The organism is Microcystis sp. M165S2 (genome assembly GCF_020245885.1).
GTDB lineage: Bacteria > Cyanobacteriota > Cyanobacteriia > Cyanobacteriales > Microcystaceae > Microcystis.
Genome location: NZ_JADBTZ010000081.1, coordinates 1 through 19,210, shown reverse-complemented (window position 1 = coordinate 19,210; position 19,210 = coordinate 1). Strand labels below are relative to the sequence as shown.

Sequence of the window (19,210 nt, the reverse complement as noted above, 5' to 3'; positions counted from 1 at the left end):
GAATAGTAAACATTGGCTAAATTATTGTAGGATTTCCCTTCACCCCCCCGATCACCGATTTCCCGAAAGATTGCTAAGGACTGTTGATGAAATTCGATCGCTTTTTGGTATTCTCCTAGGGAATAGTAAACATTGGCTAAACTGGTGAGGGATGCGGTATATTTCCAGTGGGTTTGATCTTCCTGTTGTTGGTAAACAGTGACTAATTGCAGGTAATAATCGGCTAAGATCTGATAATAGCCTCCCCGGGTAAGAAAATCCTCGATAGGACGGAGAATATCAAAAGCATTGTCGTAGTCGGTTAACTGATAGCGATGATAGAAAATTTCTAGGTAAGGTTGCACATCGTTGAGGGTTTCCCACGAGTCGGGTTTAGCAATAGAAAGATAATAGGCGATCGCTTTTTGGTGTAATTCCCTTTGATCGCCGGCTTTGTATTGTGCATATTCCCAAACTAAAGGCTGAAAACTAAAAATTCGCTGGCGATTTTCCTCTTTTTCTTCTAATAATGATCGTCGCTGCAATTCTCGTAAATTTGCCGTGATCTCGGACAGTGCGCTCTCCGGGTAATTATCCATCACCGCTTTGGCTGCCGGAGAATCAAATTCTCGACGATAAATGCTGGTTTTAGTGAATAATTCCTGCTGTCTTTGGCTAAGTCGCTGAAAACTAGCATCCAAAACTAAAGCAATTCTCACTGTCTCTTGACGATGGCTACCCATCACCTGCGGATCGCTCAAAAGTTGTGATAAATTTCCTAATCCCAAATCCGCTAACCTTTCTAAACTGGGGTTTTGCGGAAATTCTGCTAAGAGCAAATCCGCCACCAATCGCAATAGTAATGGATGCCCATCCACCCGTCGAGAAAAGTTCTCTATATCCCCTGTTATTTGCGATTCTGCTAACAATTGCGCCCCTTCAGGTGGTTTCAAACCTTTTAGCTCAATCCAATGGTTAAAACCCCTAGTTTTTGGCTTTTCTCTGGTGGTGACTATAATTTTGCTGGTGTCCCCTTTTTCTATCCAAGCGGTGAAAAACTGCTGATAAAATTCATTATTCCAAGAACCATCTTCCCCTAATAAACTCTCTAGATTATCGATAATAATTAGGTGGTGATGCCGTTGCAATTGCCTGATTAAAGCTTCCTGTAATTGTGTCTCTTGTTCGGGGACGGGATAACCAAATTCCCTCAGGACTTGGCGAGCTAAACCACTAAATTCGCCCGGATTTCCCGCTTCCCACCAAAAGCGTTTTGGGAATAAATCTTCATCGTCCTCTAGGGAAGGAGCGAGGGTAATTTTCTCCTCAAAAATTTTACTAGCTAGGGTAGATTTTCCAATTCCTCCAACTCCTTTGATGCCAATCATCGCAACATTTTTATTATTAAACCACTGCTTAATTTGGGTGATTTCCTCCTCTCTTCCCTGCCAATGGACGAGCCTTTTTCGAGCATCTCCTCCCTTGAAAATACCCCTTTGACTACTGCGATTATTTTCTATTGCGTCTGCTTTTGCGTGCAGATCCGCCAGTCATTCAGGAGGGATTCCTAGATTTAAATCACCCTTAACTTCTTGAATGTTCAATTGTTGTTTAATATCTTTGTTAATTTGCGTACCAATTTGAGTTTTCGTTTCTGTTTGATTCTGATTAATTGTAATAATTTGTTGTGCTAGGGTTTGGATTTCTTGGGCAAAATTGGGGTCTTTGAGCATTTCTACCTGTAAAAAAGGAACCACTTGTTGTTCAATCATTACCTCGGATTTGGTTTGTTCTGCTGCCGCTAAAACCTTGGCTGCGGTGGGTTCCTTTTGTAACTTTTGCTTAATTTTTTGCCACAATTCTACACCTTTATCCATTGCTCCTTCCGTTAATTTACCGATAACAGCTTCAAAGGCGATTTTAGCGATTTCGGCGGCGGCTAATTCTGCTAACATAATCATCAATTGTGAGAATTTTTCGCCATTCTAGCACAACTATTTTTTTTAGGGTAAAATTGGTTCTCCTATCCCAATTGTCTCGTGGCTAGGTTCTCATCTGTACTGCATCTAAACTGCATATTAGAAATATTACTACAAATGCTCAAACTTCCTCTCTAGTCTTAACCAGCAATTTAGATAATGAAAACCAGATAAAATCTCAAGTTGAAGCAGGGAATGACGGCAAAGTTGTGGCGATTGATCTTGAAAATCGATACAGGTTTTAATGGTTGGCTTTCACTACCACCAAACCTGATCAATCAGCTAAATCTGAAATGGAAAAGACGAGGACGTGCTATTCTTGGTGATGGTAGCGAATGCGTTTTTAATATTTACTAAGCATCGATAGTCTGGGATGGAGTTTTTCTAACAATTCCAATCGATGAAGCAGATTCAGAACCCCTTATTGGTATGTCGTTGATGGAGGGTTATCAACTGATCGTTCAAGTCTTTGAAGGAGGCAATGTACAGCTTCAAAAAGTAAGAAGTGTCTAACAAATCACGACACCCGACCCTATGCTAGACTAATCATATCATCCAAAGCTACTGACGGCGGGTGAGTTAAACCGTTAGATGGCAAAAGTAGAAAAAGTAGTAAAATAGTTCAATACCCGTAAAACATGAACAAAACATGACTACTCTATTGCAAAAAGCATTCACAGAAATCCAGAAACTGCCAGAGCATCTTCAAGATGAACTTGCTCAACAATTGCTGCAAGATATTGAAAGTGAATTAAAATGGCAGAAAAGCCTTTCCAACGAGGATCTGGAATTGGGAGCTTTAATAACAATGGCACAGGAAGCTCTGATAGAAGAACAAGAGGGGAGAACAGAAGATAAAGGCTTTGGGGAAGAATGAAGTCAGCCAGAACCAAGAGGTTTCGTCAACTTTTTCTAAGTTTGCCGCAAAGGGTACAAGAAACAGCCAAGAAAAATTACGAGATTTGGAAAGAAAATCCATTTCACCCCAGCCTAGAGTTCAAAGAGGTGAAACCAAGAGAAAAAATCTGGTCAGTCAGAGTCGGCATTGGATGGCGAGCATTAGGAATTAAGAAGTCAGACGAAGAAAAAATAGTTTGGTTCTGGGTTGGCTCCCACTCCGAGTATGACAAGATTCTAGGTAAGAATTAGGGCTGGCTGAATAAATCTAAAAACCTTGTTGGGTAAGACTTTTAGACCTTTTGTCAATCAAAAAGTACTGGATATGGGAGTGATCGGGGGGAAAATTCAGGTACTTTTTCCCTGAAAATTAGGTAACTGACTACCTCAAAACCGGTAAAACCCCACACCCCACACCCCACACCCCACACCCTGCCCCCACCGAAAAACTTTTTGCCGCAAACCCTAATTATTTTGGGAATTGTGGCTGGAATCTTTTCGATAAACACTTAATTGTGGAGGTTAGATCAAATGTCAAAATTACTTGAACGAATCACAGTAAATCCCAAACAGTGTGGTGGTCGCCCCTGTATTCGTGGCATGAGAATTCGCGTGTCTGATGTTTTAGATCTATTTGCAGCAGGGCTGAGTGCTGAACAAATTTTGGAAGAACTACCAGATCTAGAAATGGATGACTTAAAAGCATCGCTTACCTACGCTTCATGTAAACTCAATCACCCTGTTTTAATTGCTTGACCAAGGATAGCGATTTCGTAGATTTAGTTGAACGTTGGCAAGCACCCCCACAAATCAATTGGTTAACTTGTGGAAATACATCGAATGCTCGGTTGCGTGAAATTCTCAGCTTGACTTTACTTGATGCGTTAGATCTGTTGAGGTCTGGTGAAAAATTAGTGGAGATTAGTGGGGGTTAATACGGCAGTAATCTTGTACTGAATTTTAACTGCGTTTTCCTATCACTGCATAGAAGGGATCAGCAACCATAATTCCTAACATTTGCAGGAAACTGGGGGTAGTAGCAGGACGAACGATCGCCTGTACTTCCCTAAATCCCGCCACCGATTGAAAATAGGATTTCACTAACGCCACCCGGCCTAAATCACTATTATCGCGCCAAGCAGCGATCGCTTTTTGATAAAACATTCGATTGGAAAAACTAACCACCACCAGACCATGGGGCCTTAAAATGCGATACAGTTCCGCAAAAATCGCCTCTGGATACTGCAAATACTGCACCGACACCGTGATTAACACCGCATCAAAAGAACTATCCTCTAGGGGCAATTTTGGCTGTGCATTGAGGTCTTGGATAAAATAACTATGCAAGCGGGGATTTTTGGCTAACTCCTCCCCATTCATCCCGTGACCTTCGATATGCTCAAATTCCATCTCCTCCGGTAAATGGGACACCCAGCTACTCATCAGGTCTAAAAGGCGCGTATTCGGCGATAATATCTCTCGGTAGAGAGCGGTTAATTGATCGATAAAACCCTGATCCACGTGGGTGACAAAGCGGGGAAAAGCATAAAAATCGCTGTCTTGAGTCGGATCGAGTTTAGTTCTTTCTTGGGGTCGGAGCATTTTTGTCAAGTTAATTTTACTATTCTTAACATACCCCACAGACAGAAAAAAGGGTTAACCGAACTGGTCAACCCCTAGGCTTGGGAACGCGCTGTAAATATTAGCTTTGAACGACTAGCTTAACGTTAGCGTTTTGCAGACCGCGCTGTTTCACTTCGGATAGGGTTTTGTTCACAGCGTATTTTTGGTTGATCGAGTTGATCAATTCGGTTTGATTGTGTTTTTTGGCTACACCCCAGAGGTCAGCGATTAAATCGAAACTGCCGTCGGTATTGCGAGACCAACCGAGATCATATTCGCCATCGAGAACAGCAACGATGTCAGAGCGAACCCGTTGACCGTTGTAACCACGAACATCGGCTTCGGTTTTCACGCTAATGCCGAGGTCGCGGAGAGAAGCTTTGAGGATTTCGGCATCGGTGATTTTGGTCCGGAGAGTGCTAAAATGAGACATTGGAATTTCCTCTTTGTAGATAAGAATCAACAACAACAGATTGAGAGTTAAAGAGTGCCGCCAAGCGGCTTTGCGAGGCATTGCTAGTCCCTGAGAACTAGCCTTTCATCCCGTTGGGAGCGGGCGAAAGTCTGTTAGAACTCCAATCGCTGGTACTCAGCGACGGAGGCCGAAGCAGGTCGGGCGCGTTGTCTGGCCCAATCACGCAGGGCAGTCACCTGTTCGGTCATGGTGCGAGATAGGGGCAGAGTCGCCTTAATCGCCGCAATAATGTCCAATTGCGTGAATTCGCGATCTTGGGCGAAGGCCTCATACATGGCGGCAATCAGCGCCTGTTCTATTTCCGCACCGGAAAACCCATCGGATACCTTGGCTAACTGCTCCAAATCGAAGCGAGAAATGTCGGAGCGTCGTTTAGTCAGGTGAATATTAAAGATATCTTGTCTTTCTTCGGAATTGGGCAAATCCACAAAGAAGATTTCATCGAAGCGCCCTTTGCGGAGGAATTCCCCCGGTAGCCGTTCAATCCGGTTAGCTGTGGCCATGACGAAGACGGGCGAGGTTTTTTCCTGCATCCAAGTCAGGAAGGAGCCGAAGATGCGGCTAGAGGTTCCCCCATCGGAATCGGCGGATCCTGTGCCACCGGCAAAAGCTTTATCTAATTCATCGATGAAAAGAATGGCCGGAGAGATGGATTCGGCAGTTTTTAAGGCATTACGCAGGTTAGCCTCAGACCGTCCCACCATGGAACCATCATAAACCCGTCCCATATCTAAGCGCAGGAGCGGTAAACCCCAGAGGCGCGAGGTGGTTTTAGCGATTAAGGACTTACCACAGCCCGGTACTCCTAAAATTAGCATCCCTTTCGGTTGGGGGAGTCCGTAACCTCTGGCTCTTTCTGTAAAGGCGTTTGAGCGCTGTTTTAACCATTTTTTTAATTCTTCCAGACCCCCGACGGCGTTGATGGTCTCGTCCTCTTCAACGTATTCTAAAATTCCGTTGCGGCGAATCAGTTGTTTTTTCTCGGAAAGGACGATTTCTACCTCGTCTTCCGTCAATTTGTTCGCTTTTACATGGGCTTTGCGGTAAACTTTTTCGGCTTCATCTTTGGTTAAGCCCAAGGCCGCTTTCAGGAGTTTTTCCCGGACTTCCGTGGTGGTACGACGATTTTGATTTTTGCTCAGGTGTTGGGAAAGAACTTCGTCTAATTCCCCCATGTCCGGCAGGGGAAAATCTAGAACTACTACGTCTTTCTCTAGTTCTATGGGGACTTCTTGCAGGGGAGACATTAAAACAATGATTTTCTCAGTTCCTTTAAAGCTGGCGATCGCATCTCTTAACCAGCGAGTCACCGGGGCGGAAGTGATGAACGGATGCAGGTCTTTGAAAATGTAGATGCCCGCTTCCCGTTGACGCACTACCCATTCGATCGCCGCTTCTGGCGACACGGTATTATGTTGATTGGTTTGGCGCGGTTGACCCTGTTCGATCATGCCGTGGGTGACAGTCCAGACAAACACCCGTCGATGTTGTGTATTTAGTTGGGCTATTTTGCTGATGGCTTCTTCCGCCCTTTCCTCCTCGGAGGTGACGAGGTAAATCAGGGGATACTGAGCCTTGACGAGAATTTCTAGCTCTTCTTTCATAACATCGACCCTATTTGTGGTAACGGTTTAGACCTTGGGCGGCTACCGAGAGTTTAGCAGGGAACTAAGGCTGCTTCTCCCTCTGCGGTTCCTTGAGCACCAACGGGTTCGGGAACTTCGAGCGGGAACTCGTCGCCGACTATTCCGGGCTGGCGTTTGATTGACCTTAGCCGATCTTCTTTCATCACTAAGGCGGCATCACACTCGGGACAGACATGAACCTGATAGGTTTTGCCATAGGCGGCGGCTTCGATTTCTTCTACCTTTTCGGGGTATTTTAGGTAGAAAGCGATCGCTTTTTCCACCAGCCCTGACATCGATTCTTCATCGATCGCAGCTCTTATTTTTAGTTGACGATGGACTCCAGGGGGAAGGTACAGTGTGACTTTTTGCTTGTCTTGCATATCACTAAATTGGTTTACCCGGGTATGTGTCCTTACTATAACCACTGTCTTTCCCTCCTGTCAAGATGGTAAGCTGTCATAACGGCATAATTGTAACATTTCTTTACAATTGGTGGAGAAGTGGGGTGTGGGGAAGTGGGGTGGTCACTGCGTGCGCGTTGCGGGGGGAAGTGGGGTGGTGGGGTGATGGGGAAGTGGGGGGATGGAAAAGTGGGGTGATAGGGAAGTGGGGAAATTGAACTAAAACCCTAAAACCCCAAAACCCCAAAACCCTAAAACTCCAAAACCCTAAAACCCTAAAACCCTAAAACCCTAAAACCCCAAAACCTGCCTCCTGTCTCCTGAATTCAGTAAACCCTAATTACTATTGATGCGACTTAAAAAAGCTTGTAGGCGCTCGCTGTGGGGATGATTAAAGAAGGTGTCGGGATCAGCTGCTTCTTCGATGACACCTTGATTGAAGAACAAAACCTTGTTAGAGACTTCCTTAGCGAACTGCATTTCGTGGGTGACGACCACCATAGTCATACCCTCATCGGCCAATTGACGCATAACGTTTAACACTTCCCCGACCAATTCCGGATCCAGGGCCGAAGTGGGTTCATCAAATAAAATCACCTCTGGTTTCATGCAGAGACTGCGAGCGATCGCCACCCGTTGTTTTTGTCCTCCCGATAACTGGTCAGGATAAACATCGGCTTTTGGGGCCAATCCCACCTTTTCCAGATAATGAATTGCCGTATCTTTAGCCTCATTTTCCGAGTGGTGTAACACTTGCTTGGGGGCCAACATCAAGTTTTGTAAAACGGTGAGATGGGGAAAAAGATTAAAGTGTTGAAACACCATGCTTACCCGGCTGCGTAACTTGCGGAGAACCGATTGATTTAACTTCGGGGAAGAGATGTCAATTCCCATCACCTCCAAGCGGCCGCCGTTAATTGTTTCCAAACGATTGAGACAGCGTAAAAAGGTACTTTTGCCGCAGCCAGAGGGACCGATTACCGATACCACATCCCCTTGATAAAGAGTGCCTGTAACTCCTTTAAGTACCTCTAAAGGGCCGTAACTTTTGCGTAAACCTTCACTGACAATCACAGGGGTAGTAGTGGTCATGATATCCTCTCGTAAAAAATTTTACATTCTGTATAAAGGTATCGAGATTAGTTTCTGCCAGATTGTATCCTTGACGACATTTTATCAAAGGTAATAATCATAATACTCAAATAGTCTCTCTACATCTGCCTTAAGTGAGAAGTAGGTCAGAGTTTCTAGCTTAATTGAGCAAAAAAATCAAGGAGTAAAACTTAAAAAATGATTAAATTTTGGCGAGGGCGGGCGGTGCAGAGAGGGATCTTTGCCTTGTTAGGATTAGTCTTGGCGATCGGATTAAGTGTTATTCCCGCTTTTTCTCAGACTCCTCCTAATCCTTTTCGAGTCGCCACAGAAGCGACTTTTCCGCCCTTTGAATTTCAACAAGGGGGACAATTAACCGGGTTTGATATCGATTTAATGCGGGCGATTGGCAAGGAAGCCGATCTCAACATTGACTTTAGAAATTTACCCTTTGATGGCATTATTCCGGCTCTACAAGCGAGAACAGTGGAAGCCGCTATTAGTGGCATGACCATCACCTCCGAACGCGCCCAAGCGATTTCTTTTTCTCGACCTTATTTTAGGGCTGGTTTAGCGATCGCTGTTCGGGAAGATAATCGGACGATTAAAAATTTTGAAGACTTAAAAGGCAAAAGAATTGCCGTTCAAATTGGCACTACGGGAGCCTTAGAAGCGACAAAAATACCGGGAGCAACAGTTAGTCAATTTGACTCGGCGGCTTTAGCTTTGCAGGAATTAATTAATGGTCGAGTCGAGGCGGTAGTTAACGATAAACCCGTGACTTTGTATGCAATTAAACAAGCGGGTTTACGGGGAGTAAAAGTGGTCGGAGAATTATTAACGGAAGAATTCTATGGCATTGCTTTACCCAAAAATTCCCCCTATCTCCAATTAATTAATGATGCTCTAGGTCGAGTCATAGAAAGTGGTCAGTACGATGCTATTTTTCGGCAATGGTTTGGAGAAAAACCGCCAGAATTACCTTTAGTTGCCCCAGCTTTAAAGAATTTCCAGGAATCGAGTTTTAACTGGGGAGAATTATTCTATAACCTGATTTTTAAAGGGGTTCCTTGGACAATTTTGTTAACGGTTCTGTCTTTTCTGTTCGGGTTAATCGGCGGAACTTTAGTGGCTATTGCCCTGATTTCTCCCTACAAATGGTTAAAAATAATTTGCCGCATCTATGTGGATTTCTTTCGGGGAACACCCATGCTGGTGCAATTATTCTTGATCTATTTTGGTTTGCCCGGGTTGTTCCGAGAAATTGGCTTAAATATCGACTTAGATCGTTTACCGGCGGCCCTATTTGCCCTAAGTTTAAATGTGGCGGCCTATTTAGCTGAAATTATGCGCGGCGGTATTCAATCGATCGATAATGGTCAATGGGAAGCTTGTTCTAGTTTAGGAATGTCCCCGATGCAAACCATGCGCGAGGTGATTTTTCCCCAAGCTTTTCGCCGGATGTTGCCACCGTTGGGGAATGAATTTATCACCCTAATTAAAGATACCAGTTTAGCGGCAGTAATCGGTTTTGAAGAATTATTCCGGCAAGGTCAATTAATGGTAGCCACTACCTATAAAGCTTTCGAGATTTATATCGCTGTTGCTGTAGTTTATTTGGTTTTAACTACCCTTTCCTCTGTGGTATTTAAGCGCTTAGAGATTTATATGGATCCCCTACATAAATCTAAACAGGAACAGAAAGCCTAAGATAGCGATCGAGATGAAAAGTTTTCGGGTATGAATTAGCTTTGATACCCGATTTTTTTGACGATGATCGATATTTCAAGCATTAAACTATAGCAAATCGGGCAAAGGACAGTTAGGGTAGAAAGAAAGAAGTTTTATAGTTGCACACGGGGTTAGAGATAGCGGGGGAATTTACCAGAATGTAGCGCACAAGTCCTAGTTTTTATCAAATACTGGCAACCAACTCTTGAAAAGCTAAAAATATGCCTAGAAATCACCACCGAACTCTTGAGGCAGCGAGCGCAGTATATCCGGCCCCAAAGTTGTCTTACCAGTTTGTACTAACCAACGTTCCAAGTTACGATTGGCATCGATAAACTTCTGGGATGAGTCTCCCTTGTATCCGACCACTAATCCATCCGAACAAACGATCCACTCGAATCCAGCGATCGCACCTTCGGGATTACTGAGGATCACCCCTCGATAACCCAAATTGCCACTAGGTTCACCGGCGTTGGTAGGGGACAAACGCTGCAGTCGTTGGAGTAGTTCCTGACTATCGCGCTCGTTAAGAGTCCAATGGGGATTGGGACGACCACTAAATATATCGAGTTCTACTTGCACAATGGCCTCCACTGTCTGAGTGTAAACTATTAGGCCGAGCAGGCAAAAGAGGGAGATGGCGATCACCATAATTGCTGCCACCTTTCCCCTCCTTCCCTCGGGTTCTACCTTAGCCATCTAACTGACCTGAGTTGAAACGTTTAACGAATTTTTTGGCTCTTACAAGTATAGAAATAGCCACAAAATTGCGTATAAATTCCGCGATTACAGGTTTCGGGATTTGTAATCACCCGGTTACTATTATCAACATTTCTGACCGGCGTGGAACCAGGTTTATGACTCCAGAAACCCTCTTTATTCAGTCGATACCAGTGGAAATCTCGTCCTGGAGCTATAACTAGGGCGACCAGATAGCGAGGGGCTTCGGAGGCGGGGAAACAATTATAACGCACGTGTAAGCCATCACACAGGGAAGCTCGGGTCACTTCCGCACAGGTGAGCGAGCGGTAGATATTACCACAACCGCGTCCGGGTTGGGCAAAGGTATCGGTGCGTTTGTTACTGGCGTAATTGTAGCAGTTATTGTTCCGCAGGATAGTTGCGTTGTTGTTCCAGAAATTGGGATTATAAGCTCCCAATTCGTATTGGCAGGCGGCCTTGGGGGTTTCGAGGGGGATTTCGACAGCTTCGGGGGATAATTCTAATCCTTCCGTATCGAGGAGCGTCAAGCGCTCACCTACATATAATTGTTCCTGCAAAAACCCCTGTAGATCTGCATCTAAAGATAGAGCTTCTTCTTCAGGGGTCATTCTGGTGGTTATTTCGGCACTATTGATTAAACCGACCAGTCTTTCCGCAATAGCATTAGCTTTAGAACTGATAGCATACTGTCCAGCCGCTAAATAAATACTCTCTGGCAGATTGTAATTGCGGCCTACCTCATCGTTGAGGGGTTCTACTAAAAATCCCCGTAATCCTAGACCAGCGTTGGCTGGTGCCGATTTAGCGATGACACTAGCATTATTAGCGATTTCCCGCAGGGTAGCGCGAATTTCCTGTTCATCGCTGATAATCCACTCCGGATTCGCTCGTCCAGAATATAGATCCGCAGTAATTTTTAACATCTTTTTTCCCTTTGTTTGAAGTCAACAATCTTGTCTTAGGTGCTCAGTGACTTGTCCCACGAGTGTCAGATTTATGCACTCGCAAAAGTGACTTGCTCCCAGACACTCCTACCATACATTTAAGAAAATACGGGAGCATCTCTCTTAGGTCATAAGTAGAAATATTTAAGGGGTAATACCATTTTTTAAAAAGTATGTTATACTCAGTAACCGGACAATTTATGCAGTAAAAAGGCAATGAGTGGAGTCCCCAATCTTAATATTGCTGAGTCAGTAGAAGACTTAAAATCCTTACTAAAGCAACAAGTAACCTCTTTAAATTGCTAAAGTACAATCCTTATATATACTAAAAATTAGGCTCTTCTAGCTTCTGTATGAGGATGGTATAATGGTAATACAGAACAGGAGGTGGGTTATGTGGATAAATTTTGAGCAAATCCTCGATTTACCAAATGTAACAGTGGTAAATTATCAAACAAAGGAATTATTTCCCAAAGCTAAAATCGTCTATGACCGTTTTCATGTAATGGATATTATCCATGGAGAGCTTATTGAATTAAGAAAGTTAATGGGGGTACATGAAAAAGGATTACCCCGCTTGGGAATAGCCTAAGAAATGAAAGAAGAAATTAGACAAATTCATCAAGGTTGTAAGACGTTCAGAGGTGCTGAGAGAAAATTGTAAAATCTGAGTGGCCTGCAATTCTTTGACTAATTCTCGATAGACCGAGAGGGGAACCGAGGGGCGACCAGTGCAACTCTGGGGTACTTGGGGGGAAATACGCGGCGTAGTGGTCTTGAATTGACTAATTTAGGGCTTTTAAGGGGTAAAAATGGCCCACTGGACCGGTTCCGCGACCGATAGCGAGGGAATGATCGAGGGCGTTAGTAACGTAATCCTTGGCTTTTTTCACCGCTATTTTCAGGTCATCACCCAAAGCGAGGTTAGCGGCGATCGCTGCCGATAGAGTACAACCAGTCCCGTGAGTATTATTGGTTTCGACGCTTCTGGTCTTAAAAGTTTCCCATTCTTCCCCATCAAAGTAGATATCAACCCCACGCAGCCGGCCTTTCATGCCGCCACCTTTCACTAATACGGGTGTGGCCGACTTCTGGAAAATAATTTCGGCGGCCGCTTTCATCGCCTCAAAATTATTGATCTCAATGCCACTTAAAAGCTGTGCTTCGTAACGATTAGGGGTAATAATCGAAGCCAGAGGAATTAAACTATCAAAAAGACTATCTACAGCCCGATCATCAATTAATTTGGCTCCCACCCGCGAAACCATAACCGGATCCACCACTAAACTGGTCAAACGCCAGCGCTCGATCGCCTCGGCCACTGCTTCAATAATCTCGCTGCTAAACAGCATTCCCGTCTTGACCGCTGACACACCGATATCCCTGACCACGGCATCGATTTGGGCCGTCACCATTTCTGGACTTAAGGACTCGACGCGCTCGACCCCCAGGGTATTTTGGGCGGTAACGCAGGTAAGGGCGCTGGTGCCGTGAACTCGGTGGAAGGCGAAGGTTTTCAAATCAGCTTGAATTCCCGCGCCGCCACCACTATCGGAACCGGCGATGGTGAGGGCAATGGCAGTCATAGGAGGTTAGCGATCAATCTGACGACGACGTTGTTGCAAGAATTCGGGTATATCTAATCCCGGGAGTTTTGGTGGTTCGGGAGTGGGTGCTGGACTGGGTGCGGGGGCATTGATCACCACCTTGCTACTGGTGGGACGAGAGGGGGAATCGCCGGAAAAACCGGTGGCAATGACGGTAATTCTGACTTCTCCCTGCATTTTCTCGTCAATGACTGCCCCAAAGATGATATTAGCGTTGGGATCCACCACTTCATAGATAATTTCGGCGGCGGCATTGACTTCGTGTAGGGTTAGATCTTGACCACCAGTGATGTTAAAGACCACACCTTTCGCCCCTTCGATCGAGGATTCCAGTAACGGCGAGGAAATAGCAGCGATCGCTCCTTCCTTAGCCCGAGATTTTCCGGAACCGATGCCGATGCCCATTAGGGCCGAACCTGCATCGGCCATCACTGCCCGCACATCGGCGAAATCCACATTCACCAGACCGGGGATAGTGATAATATCCGAGATCCCCTGTACCCCTTGCCGCAGCACATCATCAGCGACGCGAAAAGCCTCCTGTAGGGGAGTGTCGGCGGGTATTACCTGTAATAACTGGTTATTGGGGATAATAATCAGGGTATCGACCCGACTTTGTAAACCACCCACTCCTTCATCGGCCTGATTAGTGCGACGACGACCCTCGAAGGTAAAGGGACGAGTCACAACTCCCACGGTCAAACAGCCGATTTCCTTGGCAATTTCGGCCACAATTGGAGCGGCCCCCGTTCCCGTGCCGCCGCCCATCCCGGCGGTAATAAAGACTAGATCGGTTCCTTCCAATGCTTGGGCGATTTCATCCCGAGATTCTTCCGCCGCTTTCTGTCCGATCGCCGGATTACCGCCCGCCCCTAGGCCGCGGGTTAATTTTGTCCCGATTTGTAACCTCTGGGGGGCGGAGGAATGGGCCAGGGCCTGGGCATCGGTGTTAATTGCCCAAAATTCGATTCCGGTCACGCCACTGGCGATCATGCGGTTAACGGCGTTACAGCCCCCACCGCCGACCCCGATCACCTTGATCTTGGCGACATTGCTTGGCACGATGCGATTACTACGACTTTCTTCTCGGGGTGTCATCTGTGATTCATGGGGGCGAGTAAATAATACTCCAGCATTATTCTGAGAGTAATGATTATCTTCGCTCATAGCTGAACTGGCATAATCGTTACTGTTCAGATTGGGATAGGTGGGAACGATTTCATTAATCGATGTCATTGGAATTGGAACACTCTTAGTACAAGATTCTGTTATTGATTTGATGAATTAGAGATGCAATGTTAACACTATCACTAATATTATGTCTGTTCCAGTATCTACATTATCAGTTTCTGGTTCAGAAAATCATAATTTGGGGTTTTTGGCAATACACAAAGGGAATAATTGCGGTTATTTGCTGATCAATTCCAGTTAATCCCTACCAGTTGCCGTTACTTTGGCAACGATAGGGGCTGGCTGCGGTTTTAATTGTACAGTGGGAGCATCGGGATTGCTCAGGTCAATGTAGAGAATTCGCGCTAGAGGTATCTTGGATGACAATTGCCGCGATTGTACGAGAGCGGTTAATTTTTCGGGCAATCTATCTTTATAAAAACCTAAATAGACCTGTCCCAGTTCAGTTTTTAGTACAAGATTACTAGGGTTGCGCCAATCGATGGCGGTAACTTTAATCGATAAGTTATCAACTAAGGGATAAATTTTTTGCCACTGTTGTTGATATTGTCGGTCGTAACCAAGCACTTCTAAGCTAGGTAATTGGGTTTTGGGCAGAGTTCGACCATAATAGTTTTTAGGAATTATCGTTCCCGAGGCATCTAAAAAGCCTTGCTGTTGATGGGAACGCCAACGGGCAACGGGTTTTCTTTCTTGAATAGAAACAATCACTTTCGGGGGTAATAATTGCCGCTCGATCTTAACGTCGGCAATAGCGGGAATAGCCGCTAATTTTTCTCGCAATTGATGGGTAGGTAATTCCCAGAGAGACAGAGGATAGCTTAATTTTAGCCAAGCACGAATCGACTCGGGCGACATTAATTCCGTGCCTTCGATTTCCACCTGTCCGGCCTTGGTAATTGTCCAATAGGGCGAAGTCATCCCCCAAGCTAATCCCGTCGCTAAACCACTAACCACCAGAAAGCGACCCAAGGCTTGCCACACCTTCGATCGCCTTTGGTGGCGCAGGTTTTGTCGTTTTTGTTCCAGGGAGAGGGAAGAAAGGATTTGATCACTCATAGGGAAAATCCGGGACAGTTTTGCTGTTATCTTAGGTCGCGAGGTGGGCTGCTGGCAACTCGATCGCTACTCAAATAACCAGTTTGACAAAGAAGTAGATAATCAATGTTATAACAGTAGTAGTCTACAGGCGTTCTTTTGTCTGTCTCCAGGAAACCTAAACGCTCCTTTTTGCCAAGATATTTCGACGGTCAGCCAGAAAGAGCGTTCTGGCAAGAACAGCCTAATTTATCCGAAAATTACCTATGGTTATCAACAAACGCGGACTTGTTCTCGGTGCTACAGCAGTGGTCCTGTCTACCGTCGCCGTCACGGGGGCGGGATTCCGTCTCTCTCAAAGTCAAGCTTTTTTTCAGGAAAGTCCCAAGGAAACCGTTGATGAGGTTTGGCAGATCATCAACCGCACTTATTTAGATGGCACTTTTAATCAATCGGACTGGAACGCCATCCGCAATCAGTATTTAAATCGTTCCTACAAAAATCAAGAGGAAGCATACACCGCTATCCGCGAGATGTTGAAAACTCTCAATGATCCCTATACCCGTTTTATGGATCCCAAAGAGTTTAACAATATGAAGATCGATACATCAGGAGAATTGACCGGGGTAGGGATTCAACTGACCAAAGATGAGAAAACTAAGCAGTTAGTCGTGGTTTCACCCATTGAAGATACTCCCGCTTCTAAAGCTGGTGTGCTGCCTAAAGATGTGATTATTTCTATCGATGGTAAATCTACCGAAGGCATGGAACTGGAGCAAGCGGTGAGCATGATCCGCGGCAAAGTGGGGACAAGCGTTAAGATCACGATTCAACGGGGTGAGGAGAAGAAAGAATTGACTCTTACCCGGGCCAAAATTGAAATTCACCCGGTGCGCGCCCACACGGAAAACACCCCGATCGGTAAAATCGGTTATATCCGTCTTAATCAATTTAGCGCCCAAGCTAGTGGCGATATGAGTCAAGCGATTCGCGAATTGGAAACCGAAGATGTGAAAGGTTATATTCTCGATCTGCGTTCTAACCCCGGCGGTTTACTCTACGCCAGCATCGAAATCGCTCGGATGTGGATACCTGATGGTTTAATCGTCTCTACGGTCGATCGCAAAGGGGTGACGGAACGTCAACGGGCCAACAATCAAGCTTTGACTAATAAACCGCTGGTTGTCCTCGTCGATGGGGGTTCCGCCAGTGCTAGTGAAATTCTCTCCGGGGCTTTACAGGATCATGATCGGGCGGCTATTGTCGGTACGAAAACCTTTGGTAAGGGATTAGTGCAATCGGTACGCAGTCTCAGTGACGGTTCGGGATTAGCGGTGACGATTGCCAAGTATCTCACCCCCAAAGGACGCGACATCAATAAAGATGGTATTCATCCGGATGTGGAGTCGGAACTGAGCGAGGAAGATCGCAAAAATCTTCAACAGGAACGGGATCGGGTGGGAACCTTCCAGGATCCTCAATTCAAGAAGGCTTTTGAAATCTTGGAAAAAGAAATCACTGAAGGCAAAAAAACGCCCACCAATACCGCTAAACAATAGGTTGACATTTGCCCGCTCGAATTAAACCCACCCGACGGGCGATCGCTTCTCCCCGCTCGGCAAAAGGACCCCAGTATTGACCACTGACTGGGGTTTTTCCGTTTTCTAGGGCTATAATCTGACAAATTCCGGTATTTTCCTGGACAATGTACCAGTTTTGTGCGCTATTATCCATAGATTTTTCTCCTTAAATCCCTCTAAGCTAAGACGTATTTAGGGTCTGCGGCAAAAAGTTTTTCGTGGGGGCAGGGTGTGGGGTGTGGGGTGTAGGGTGTAGGGTTTTACCGATTTTGAGGTAGTCAGTTACCTAATTTTCAGGGAAAAAGTCCCGGAATTTTACCCCCGATCACTCCCAGGTTCGGCACTTTTTGAGGGAAAAAAAGTCTAAAAGCCTTATCCAACAAAGTTTTTAGATTTATTCAGCAAGCCCTAAGTAAAAAATTTTTATAAACTTCTTGACAAAACCGGGGAGATAAATGCTAGTATTAAAAAGGTCTGTCCAATGGGGATTAGCCAAGCGGTAAGGCAGCGGGTTTTGGTCCCGCCATTTCCTAGGTTCGAATCCTAGATCCCCAGTTTAAAAGTTTTTATCCCCGGTCTGCCAATGATTGAGAATATCCTCGATCAAAGCTTCCTTTAGCCAAATACGACCGATAAGCGTCAGGGGAACCGCCAGAAATAGCCCTAAAAAGCCAAAAATCGAGGCGAAAAACAACTGGGTCAACAGGGTAAAAGCGGGTAAGAGCTTGAGCGACCGCACTGTTAAAATGGGCAGCGGTGAATGACGGTCGAAATATTGAATTAACAGATAAATACTGCTGTAGAGTAGTAAAACCGCCCAGGGTTGCCAGGGAGCTTCCAGAAGGGCGATAGAAAAGGGTAAAATCGTGCTTAAAACTGGCCCGAGGTTGGGGATAAAGGTGAGAAATCCCGCGAGAATAGATTGGGAAAAAGCGAGGGGAATGCCGATCAGGGATAAACCCAGGCAACTGCCCAAGGTCATAATCAACATATGACAGAAAATCCCTTTCAGCCAAGTTTTTAAATCTCGATCGCACTCTTCTAGGATCGATCGTACCCTAGAACGGTAGAAAGCAGGAAATAAACGCAGAAAACAACGGTGGTAAGCGGCAGGATCGGCGAGAATCATCAAGCCCAGGGCAACAATTAGCAGTAAGCTGAGGATAATGCCGAAAGTACCGTAAAAAATGCTTAAACCCCGGCCAGCAATTTGGTTAATCAGGGGTTGTAATTGAGCGAGCAGTGTTTTAAAGTCCGGTAAGACACTGGCCAGACTAGGATCGAGATAATCCTCAAGACTATGGACTTGTCCCCAGAGTCTTTCTATAGCTTGGGGTAATAAACTAAATAATTGGCGAAATTGTTGGACTAAAGCGGGTATAATCCCCACAAAAATACCGATAATACCAATAAAGAAGCCAAAAAGAGTGATAATTAGGGCGTAGGAACGCTTGAGGTGATGACGCTGCCACCAAGTCACAGCCAAATTTAAAATCTGAGCCAGAAGAATCGCCATCAATAATAATAAGAGAATCTGTCGAATCTGCCAGAGAATCAACAGACAAAAGACTAACAGAACTAAACCGAGGCTGCTGCCAAAAGTCATGATGAGTAAGGAGAAAAATTCTTAATCAGTTATTGTCCGTCTCCAGAGGGCAAAAACCGTGAGCAGAAAAGGAGTAAAAACCAGAATTAAAGTGTTAAGAGGACTGGGAGCGATCGATAATAAAGGGGCAAGATATTTAATTCCCAGGGAAATCAAAGCCGATATCAAGATTATTTTTATAATAAAGCCGCTCATAGATCAATGTTTAGGTGACACAAGCACTATCTTATCCCTGAAGAGGTTAAAAATTGCTCAAAATGTGGAAATCATCGAAAATTTGGGTCTGAAACCCCGTCGTTTCACGACGGCTTTACCGTTAAATACTAGCGCATTTACCAAATATATGCTAAAATGCTCCCCATGGAAAAAGCCTATTCGTTTCGATTTTACCCCACACCCGAACAAGAGTCGCTATTGCGGCGCACCTTGGGCTGTGTAAGATTAGTTTACAATAAAGCTCTCCATGTCAGAACACAAGCATGGTACGAAAAGCAAGAAAGAGTAGGCTACGCTCAAACTTCTTCAATGCTAACCGATTGGAAAAAACAAGAAGAATTAGACTTTTTAAACGAAGTTAGCTGTGTACCTTTGCAACAAGGGTTAAGACACCTACAAACAGCTTTTACCAATTTCTTTGCTGGTCGTACTAAGTATCCCAACTTTAAGAAAAAACATCAGGGAGGAAGTGCCGAATTTACTAAGTCAGCTTTTAAATT

At 45.1% G+C, this 19,210-nt stretch carries 22 protein-coding genes, 1 tRNA gene and 2 pseudogenes; 10 read left to right on the top strand and 15 right to left on the bottom strand.

What is annotated here, in order from left to right; translation table 11 throughout:
- A partial coding sequence (locus tag IM479_RS04590) for a tetratricopeptide repeat protein (RefSeq protein ID WP_287686663.1) occupies window positions 1-1,367 on the bottom strand: 1,367 nt, incomplete at its 3' end.
- A gap of 162 nt (window positions 1,368-1,529) precedes the next feature.
- Complete coding sequence (locus IM479_RS04585; RefSeq protein ID WP_287686665.1) at window positions 1,530-1,934, bottom strand: hypothetical protein; 405 nt, start codon at window positions 1,932-1,934, stop codon at window positions 1,530-1,532.
- A gap of 673 nt (window positions 1,935-2,607) precedes the next feature.
- Here IM479_RS04585 and IM479_RS04580 point away from each other — a divergent pair.
- The 4 genes from IM479_RS04580 to IM479_RS22525 all read left to right on the top strand — a co-directional run bounded on the left by IM479_RS04580 (window position 2,608) and on the right by IM479_RS22525 (window position 3,790).
- A complete protein-coding gene (locus IM479_RS04580) occupies window positions 2,608-2,835 on the top strand; it encodes a hypothetical protein (RefSeq protein ID WP_287079744.1) in 228 nt (75 codons plus the stop codon).
- Window positions 2,832-3,107: a ParE family toxin-like protein gene (locus IM479_RS04575; protein WP_046660479.1), complete on the top strand. Its 276-nt coding sequence runs from the start codon at window positions 2,832-2,834 to the stop codon at window positions 3,105-3,107. The genes IM479_RS04580 and IM479_RS04575 overlap by 4 nt, the downstream gene beginning before the upstream one ends.
- 279 nt (window positions 3,108-3,386) lie before the next feature.
- Window positions 3,387-3,611: a DUF433 domain-containing protein gene (locus IM479_RS04570; RefSeq protein WP_286825406.1), complete on the top strand. Its 225-nt coding sequence runs from the start codon at window positions 3,387-3,389 to the stop codon at window positions 3,609-3,611.
- A complete protein-coding gene (locus tag IM479_RS22525; protein ID WP_323801819.1) occupies window positions 3,608-3,790 on the top strand; it encodes a DUF5615 family PIN-like protein in 183 nt (60 codons plus the stop codon). The genes IM479_RS04570 and IM479_RS22525 overlap by 4 nt, the downstream gene beginning before the upstream one ends.
- Window positions 3,791-3,815: 25 nt before the next feature.
- On the opposite strand, the gene IM479_RS04565 is transcribed toward IM479_RS22525, so the two are convergent.
- From IM479_RS04565 to IM479_RS04545, 5 genes are all read right to left on the bottom strand, one after another.
- A complete protein-coding gene (locus IM479_RS04565) occupies window positions 3,816-4,457 on the bottom strand; it encodes a class I SAM-dependent methyltransferase (protein WP_286825408.1) in 642 nt (213 codons plus the stop codon).
- Between the two features lie 100 nt (window positions 4,458-4,557).
- The gene (locus IM479_RS04560; protein ID WP_002731874.1) at window positions 4,558-4,911 is read right to left on the bottom strand and encodes a DUF1257 domain-containing protein; all 354 of its coding nucleotides are present in this window, start codon (window positions 4,909-4,911) and stop codon (window positions 4,558-4,560) included.
- A gap of 134 nt (window positions 4,912-5,045) precedes the next feature.
- Window positions 5,046-6,557 (bottom strand): stress-responsive protein Ycf46, encoded by a 1,512-nt coding sequence (gene ycf46, locus IM479_RS04555; protein ID WP_287686666.1) that lies wholly within the window; start codon window positions 6,555-6,557, stop codon window positions 5,046-5,048.
- 53 nt (window positions 6,558-6,610) lie between these two features.
- Complete coding sequence (locus IM479_RS04550) at window positions 6,611-6,961, bottom strand: slr0373 family blue light stress response protein (protein WP_012265766.1); 351 nt, start codon at window positions 6,959-6,961, stop codon at window positions 6,611-6,613.
- A gap of 357 nt (window positions 6,962-7,318) precedes the next feature.
- Window positions 7,319-8,074 carry an amino acid ABC transporter ATP-binding protein gene (locus IM479_RS04545; protein ID WP_286824666.1) on the bottom strand — a complete coding sequence of 252 codons (756 nt, stop codon included), beginning with the start codon at window positions 8,072-8,074 and terminating at the stop codon, window positions 7,319-7,321.
- 198 nt (window positions 8,075-8,272) lie between these two features.
- Here IM479_RS04545 and IM479_RS04540 point away from each other — a divergent pair, with 198 nt between their 5' ends.
- A complete protein-coding gene (locus IM479_RS04540; RefSeq protein WP_287079737.1) occupies window positions 8,273-9,784 on the top strand; it encodes an ABC transporter permease subunit in 1,512 nt (503 codons plus the stop codon).
- 246 nt (window positions 9,785-10,030) lie between these two features.
- On the opposite strand, the gene IM479_RS04535 is transcribed toward IM479_RS04540, so the two are convergent.
- Window positions 10,031-10,504 carry a hypothetical protein gene (locus tag IM479_RS04535; protein WP_287686668.1) on the bottom strand — a complete coding sequence of 158 codons (474 nt, stop codon included), beginning with the start codon at window positions 10,502-10,504 and terminating at the stop codon, window positions 10,031-10,033.
- Between the two features lie 23 nt (window positions 10,505-10,527).
- Window positions 10,528-11,451: a hypothetical protein gene (locus tag IM479_RS04530; RefSeq protein ID WP_287686670.1), complete on the bottom strand. Its 924-nt coding sequence runs from the start codon at window positions 11,449-11,451 to the stop codon at window positions 10,528-10,530.
- Between the two features lie 237 nt (window positions 11,452-11,688).
- Between IM479_RS04530 and IM479_RS04525 the strand changes: the two are divergent.
- Together IM479_RS04525 and IM479_RS22980 are read left to right on the top strand one after the other, a co-directional pair.
- Window positions 11,689-11,809: pseudogene (locus IM479_RS04525) on the top strand (IS630-like element ISMae27 family transposase); the annotation flags it as partial.
- Window positions 11,810-11,929: 120 nt separating this feature from the next.
- A pseudogene (locus tag IM479_RS22980) lies at window positions 11,930-12,046 on the top strand (transposase); the annotation flags it as partial.
- Window positions 12,047-12,257: 211 nt separating this feature from the next.
- Here IM479_RS22980 and thiD read toward each other — a convergent pair.
- From thiD to IM479_RS04505, 3 genes are all read right to left on the bottom strand, one after another.
- Window positions 12,258-13,058 carry a bifunctional hydroxymethylpyrimidine kinase/phosphomethylpyrimidine kinase gene (gene thiD, locus IM479_RS04515; RefSeq protein WP_287686671.1) on the bottom strand — a complete coding sequence of 267 codons (801 nt, stop codon included), beginning with the start codon at window positions 13,056-13,058 and terminating at the stop codon, window positions 12,258-12,260.
- Window positions 13,059-13,064: 6 nt separating this feature from the next.
- On the bottom strand, window positions 13,065-14,315 hold the full coding sequence (ftsZ, locus tag IM479_RS04510) for a cell division protein FtsZ (RefSeq protein ID WP_287686672.1): 1,251 nt from the start codon (window positions 14,313-14,315) through the stop codon (window positions 13,065-13,067).
- Between the two features lie 192 nt (window positions 14,316-14,507).
- A complete protein-coding gene (locus IM479_RS04505) occupies window positions 14,508-15,329 on the bottom strand; it encodes a cell division protein FtsQ/DivIB (protein ID WP_286826508.1) in 822 nt (273 codons plus the stop codon).
- Window positions 15,330-15,574: 245 nt separating this feature from the next.
- On the opposite strand from IM479_RS04505, the gene ctpC reads away from it, so the two are divergent.
- The gene (gene ctpC, locus IM479_RS04500; RefSeq protein ID WP_286826507.1) at window positions 15,575-16,867 is read left to right on the top strand and encodes a carboxyl-terminal processing protease CtpC; all 1,293 of its coding nucleotides are present in this window, start codon (window positions 15,575-15,577) and stop codon (window positions 16,865-16,867) included.
- Here ctpC and IM479_RS04495 read toward each other — a convergent pair.
- Entirely contained in the window at window positions 16,857-17,042 is a 186-nt protein-coding gene (locus IM479_RS04495; protein ID WP_287686673.1) for a hypothetical protein, read from the bottom strand. The genes ctpC and IM479_RS04495 overlap by 11 nt on opposite strands.
- Before the next feature lie 328 nt (window positions 17,043-17,370).
- Here IM479_RS04495 and IM479_RS04490 point away from each other — a divergent pair.
- Window positions 17,371-17,443, top strand: a tRNA-Gln gene (locus tag IM479_RS04490).
- A 1-nt stretch (window position 17,444) separates the two neighbouring features.
- Here IM479_RS04490 and IM479_RS04485 read toward each other — a convergent pair.
- A complete protein-coding gene (locus tag IM479_RS04485) occupies window positions 17,445-18,494 on the bottom strand; it encodes an AI-2E family transporter (protein ID WP_287686675.1) in 1,050 nt (349 codons plus the stop codon).
- Window positions 18,495-18,515: 21 nt separating this feature from the next.
- The gene (locus IM479_RS04480) at window positions 18,516-18,689 is read right to left on the bottom strand and encodes a hypothetical protein (protein WP_167341553.1); all 174 of its coding nucleotides are present in this window, start codon (window positions 18,687-18,689) and stop codon (window positions 18,516-18,518) included.
- A 165-nt stretch (window positions 18,690-18,854) separates the two neighbouring features.
- Between IM479_RS04480 and IM479_RS04475 the strand changes: the two genes are divergently transcribed.
- A partial coding sequence (locus tag IM479_RS04475; RefSeq protein WP_287699264.1) for an RNA-guided endonuclease InsQ/TnpB family protein occupies window positions 18,855-19,210 on the top strand: 356 nt, incomplete at its 3' end.

What these genes read in the sequence shown, in the direction of transcription:
- IM479_RS04585 (WP_287686665.1), bottom strand. Translation starts at nt 1,934, where the DNA reads ATGTTAGCAGAATTAGCCGCCGCCGAAATCGCTAAAATCGCCTTTGAA.
- IM479_RS04560 (WP_002731874.1), bottom strand. Translation starts at nt 4,911, where the DNA reads ATGTCTCATTTTAGCACTCTCCGGACCAAAATCACCGATGCCGAAATC.
- IM479_RS04480 (WP_167341553.1), bottom strand. Translation starts at nt 18,689, where the DNA reads ATGAGCGGCTTTATTATAAAAATAATCTTGATATCGGCTTTGATTTCC.
- IM479_RS04505 (WP_286826508.1), bottom strand. Translation starts at nt 15,329, where the DNA reads ATGAGTGATCAAATCCTTTCTTCCCTCTCCCTGGAACAAAAACGACAA.
- IM479_RS04565 (WP_286825408.1), bottom strand. Translation starts at nt 4,457, where the DNA reads ATGCTCCGACCCCAAGAAAGAACTAAACTCGATCCGACTCAAGACAGC.
- thiD (WP_287686671.1), bottom strand. Translation starts at nt 13,058, where the DNA reads ATGACTGCCATTGCCCTCACCATCGCCGGTTCCGATAGTGGTGGCGGC.
- ctpC (WP_286826507.1), top strand. Translation starts at nt 15,575, where the DNA reads ATGGTTATCAACAAACGCGGACTTGTTCTCGGTGCTACAGCAGTGGTC.
- IM479_RS04530 (WP_287686670.1), bottom strand. Translation starts at nt 11,451, where the DNA reads ATGTTAAAAATTACTGCGGATCTATATTCTGGACGAGCGAATCCGGAG.
- IM479_RS04580 (WP_287079744.1), top strand. Translation starts at nt 2,608, where the DNA reads ATGACTACTCTATTGCAAAAAGCATTCACAGAAATCCAGAAACTGCCA.
- IM479_RS04485 (WP_287686675.1), bottom strand. Translation starts at nt 18,494, where the DNA reads ATGACTTTTGGCAGCAGCCTCGGTTTAGTTCTGTTAGTCTTTTGTCTG.
- IM479_RS04575 (WP_046660479.1), top strand. Translation starts at nt 2,832, where the DNA reads ATGAAGTCAGCCAGAACCAAGAGGTTTCGTCAACTTTTTCTAAGTTTG.
- ftsZ (WP_287686672.1), bottom strand. Translation starts at nt 14,315, where the DNA reads ATGACATCGATTAATGAAATCGTTCCCACCTATCCCAATCTGAACAGT.
- IM479_RS04495 (WP_287686673.1), bottom strand. Translation starts at nt 17,042, where the DNA reads ATGGATAATAGCGCACAAAACTGGTACATTGTCCAGGAAAATACCGGA.
- IM479_RS04535 (WP_287686668.1), bottom strand. Translation starts at nt 10,504, where the DNA reads ATGGCTAAGGTAGAACCCGAGGGAAGGAGGGGAAAGGTGGCAGCAATT.
- IM479_RS04570 (WP_286825406.1), top strand. Translation starts at nt 3,387, where the DNA reads ATGTCAAAATTACTTGAACGAATCACAGTAAATCCCAAACAGTGTGGT.
- IM479_RS04540 (WP_287079737.1), top strand. Translation starts at nt 8,273, where the DNA reads ATGATTAAATTTTGGCGAGGGCGGGCGGTGCAGAGAGGGATCTTTGCC.
- IM479_RS04550 (WP_012265766.1), bottom strand. Translation starts at nt 6,961, where the DNA reads ATGCAAGACAAGCAAAAAGTCACACTGTACCTTCCCCCTGGAGTCCAT.
- IM479_RS04545 (WP_286824666.1), bottom strand. Translation starts at nt 8,074, where the DNA reads ATGACCACTACTACCCCTGTGATTGTCAGTGAAGGTTTACGCAAAAGT.
- ycf46 (WP_287686666.1), bottom strand. Translation starts at nt 6,557, where the DNA reads ATGAAAGAAGAGCTAGAAATTCTCGTCAAGGCTCAGTATCCCCTGATT.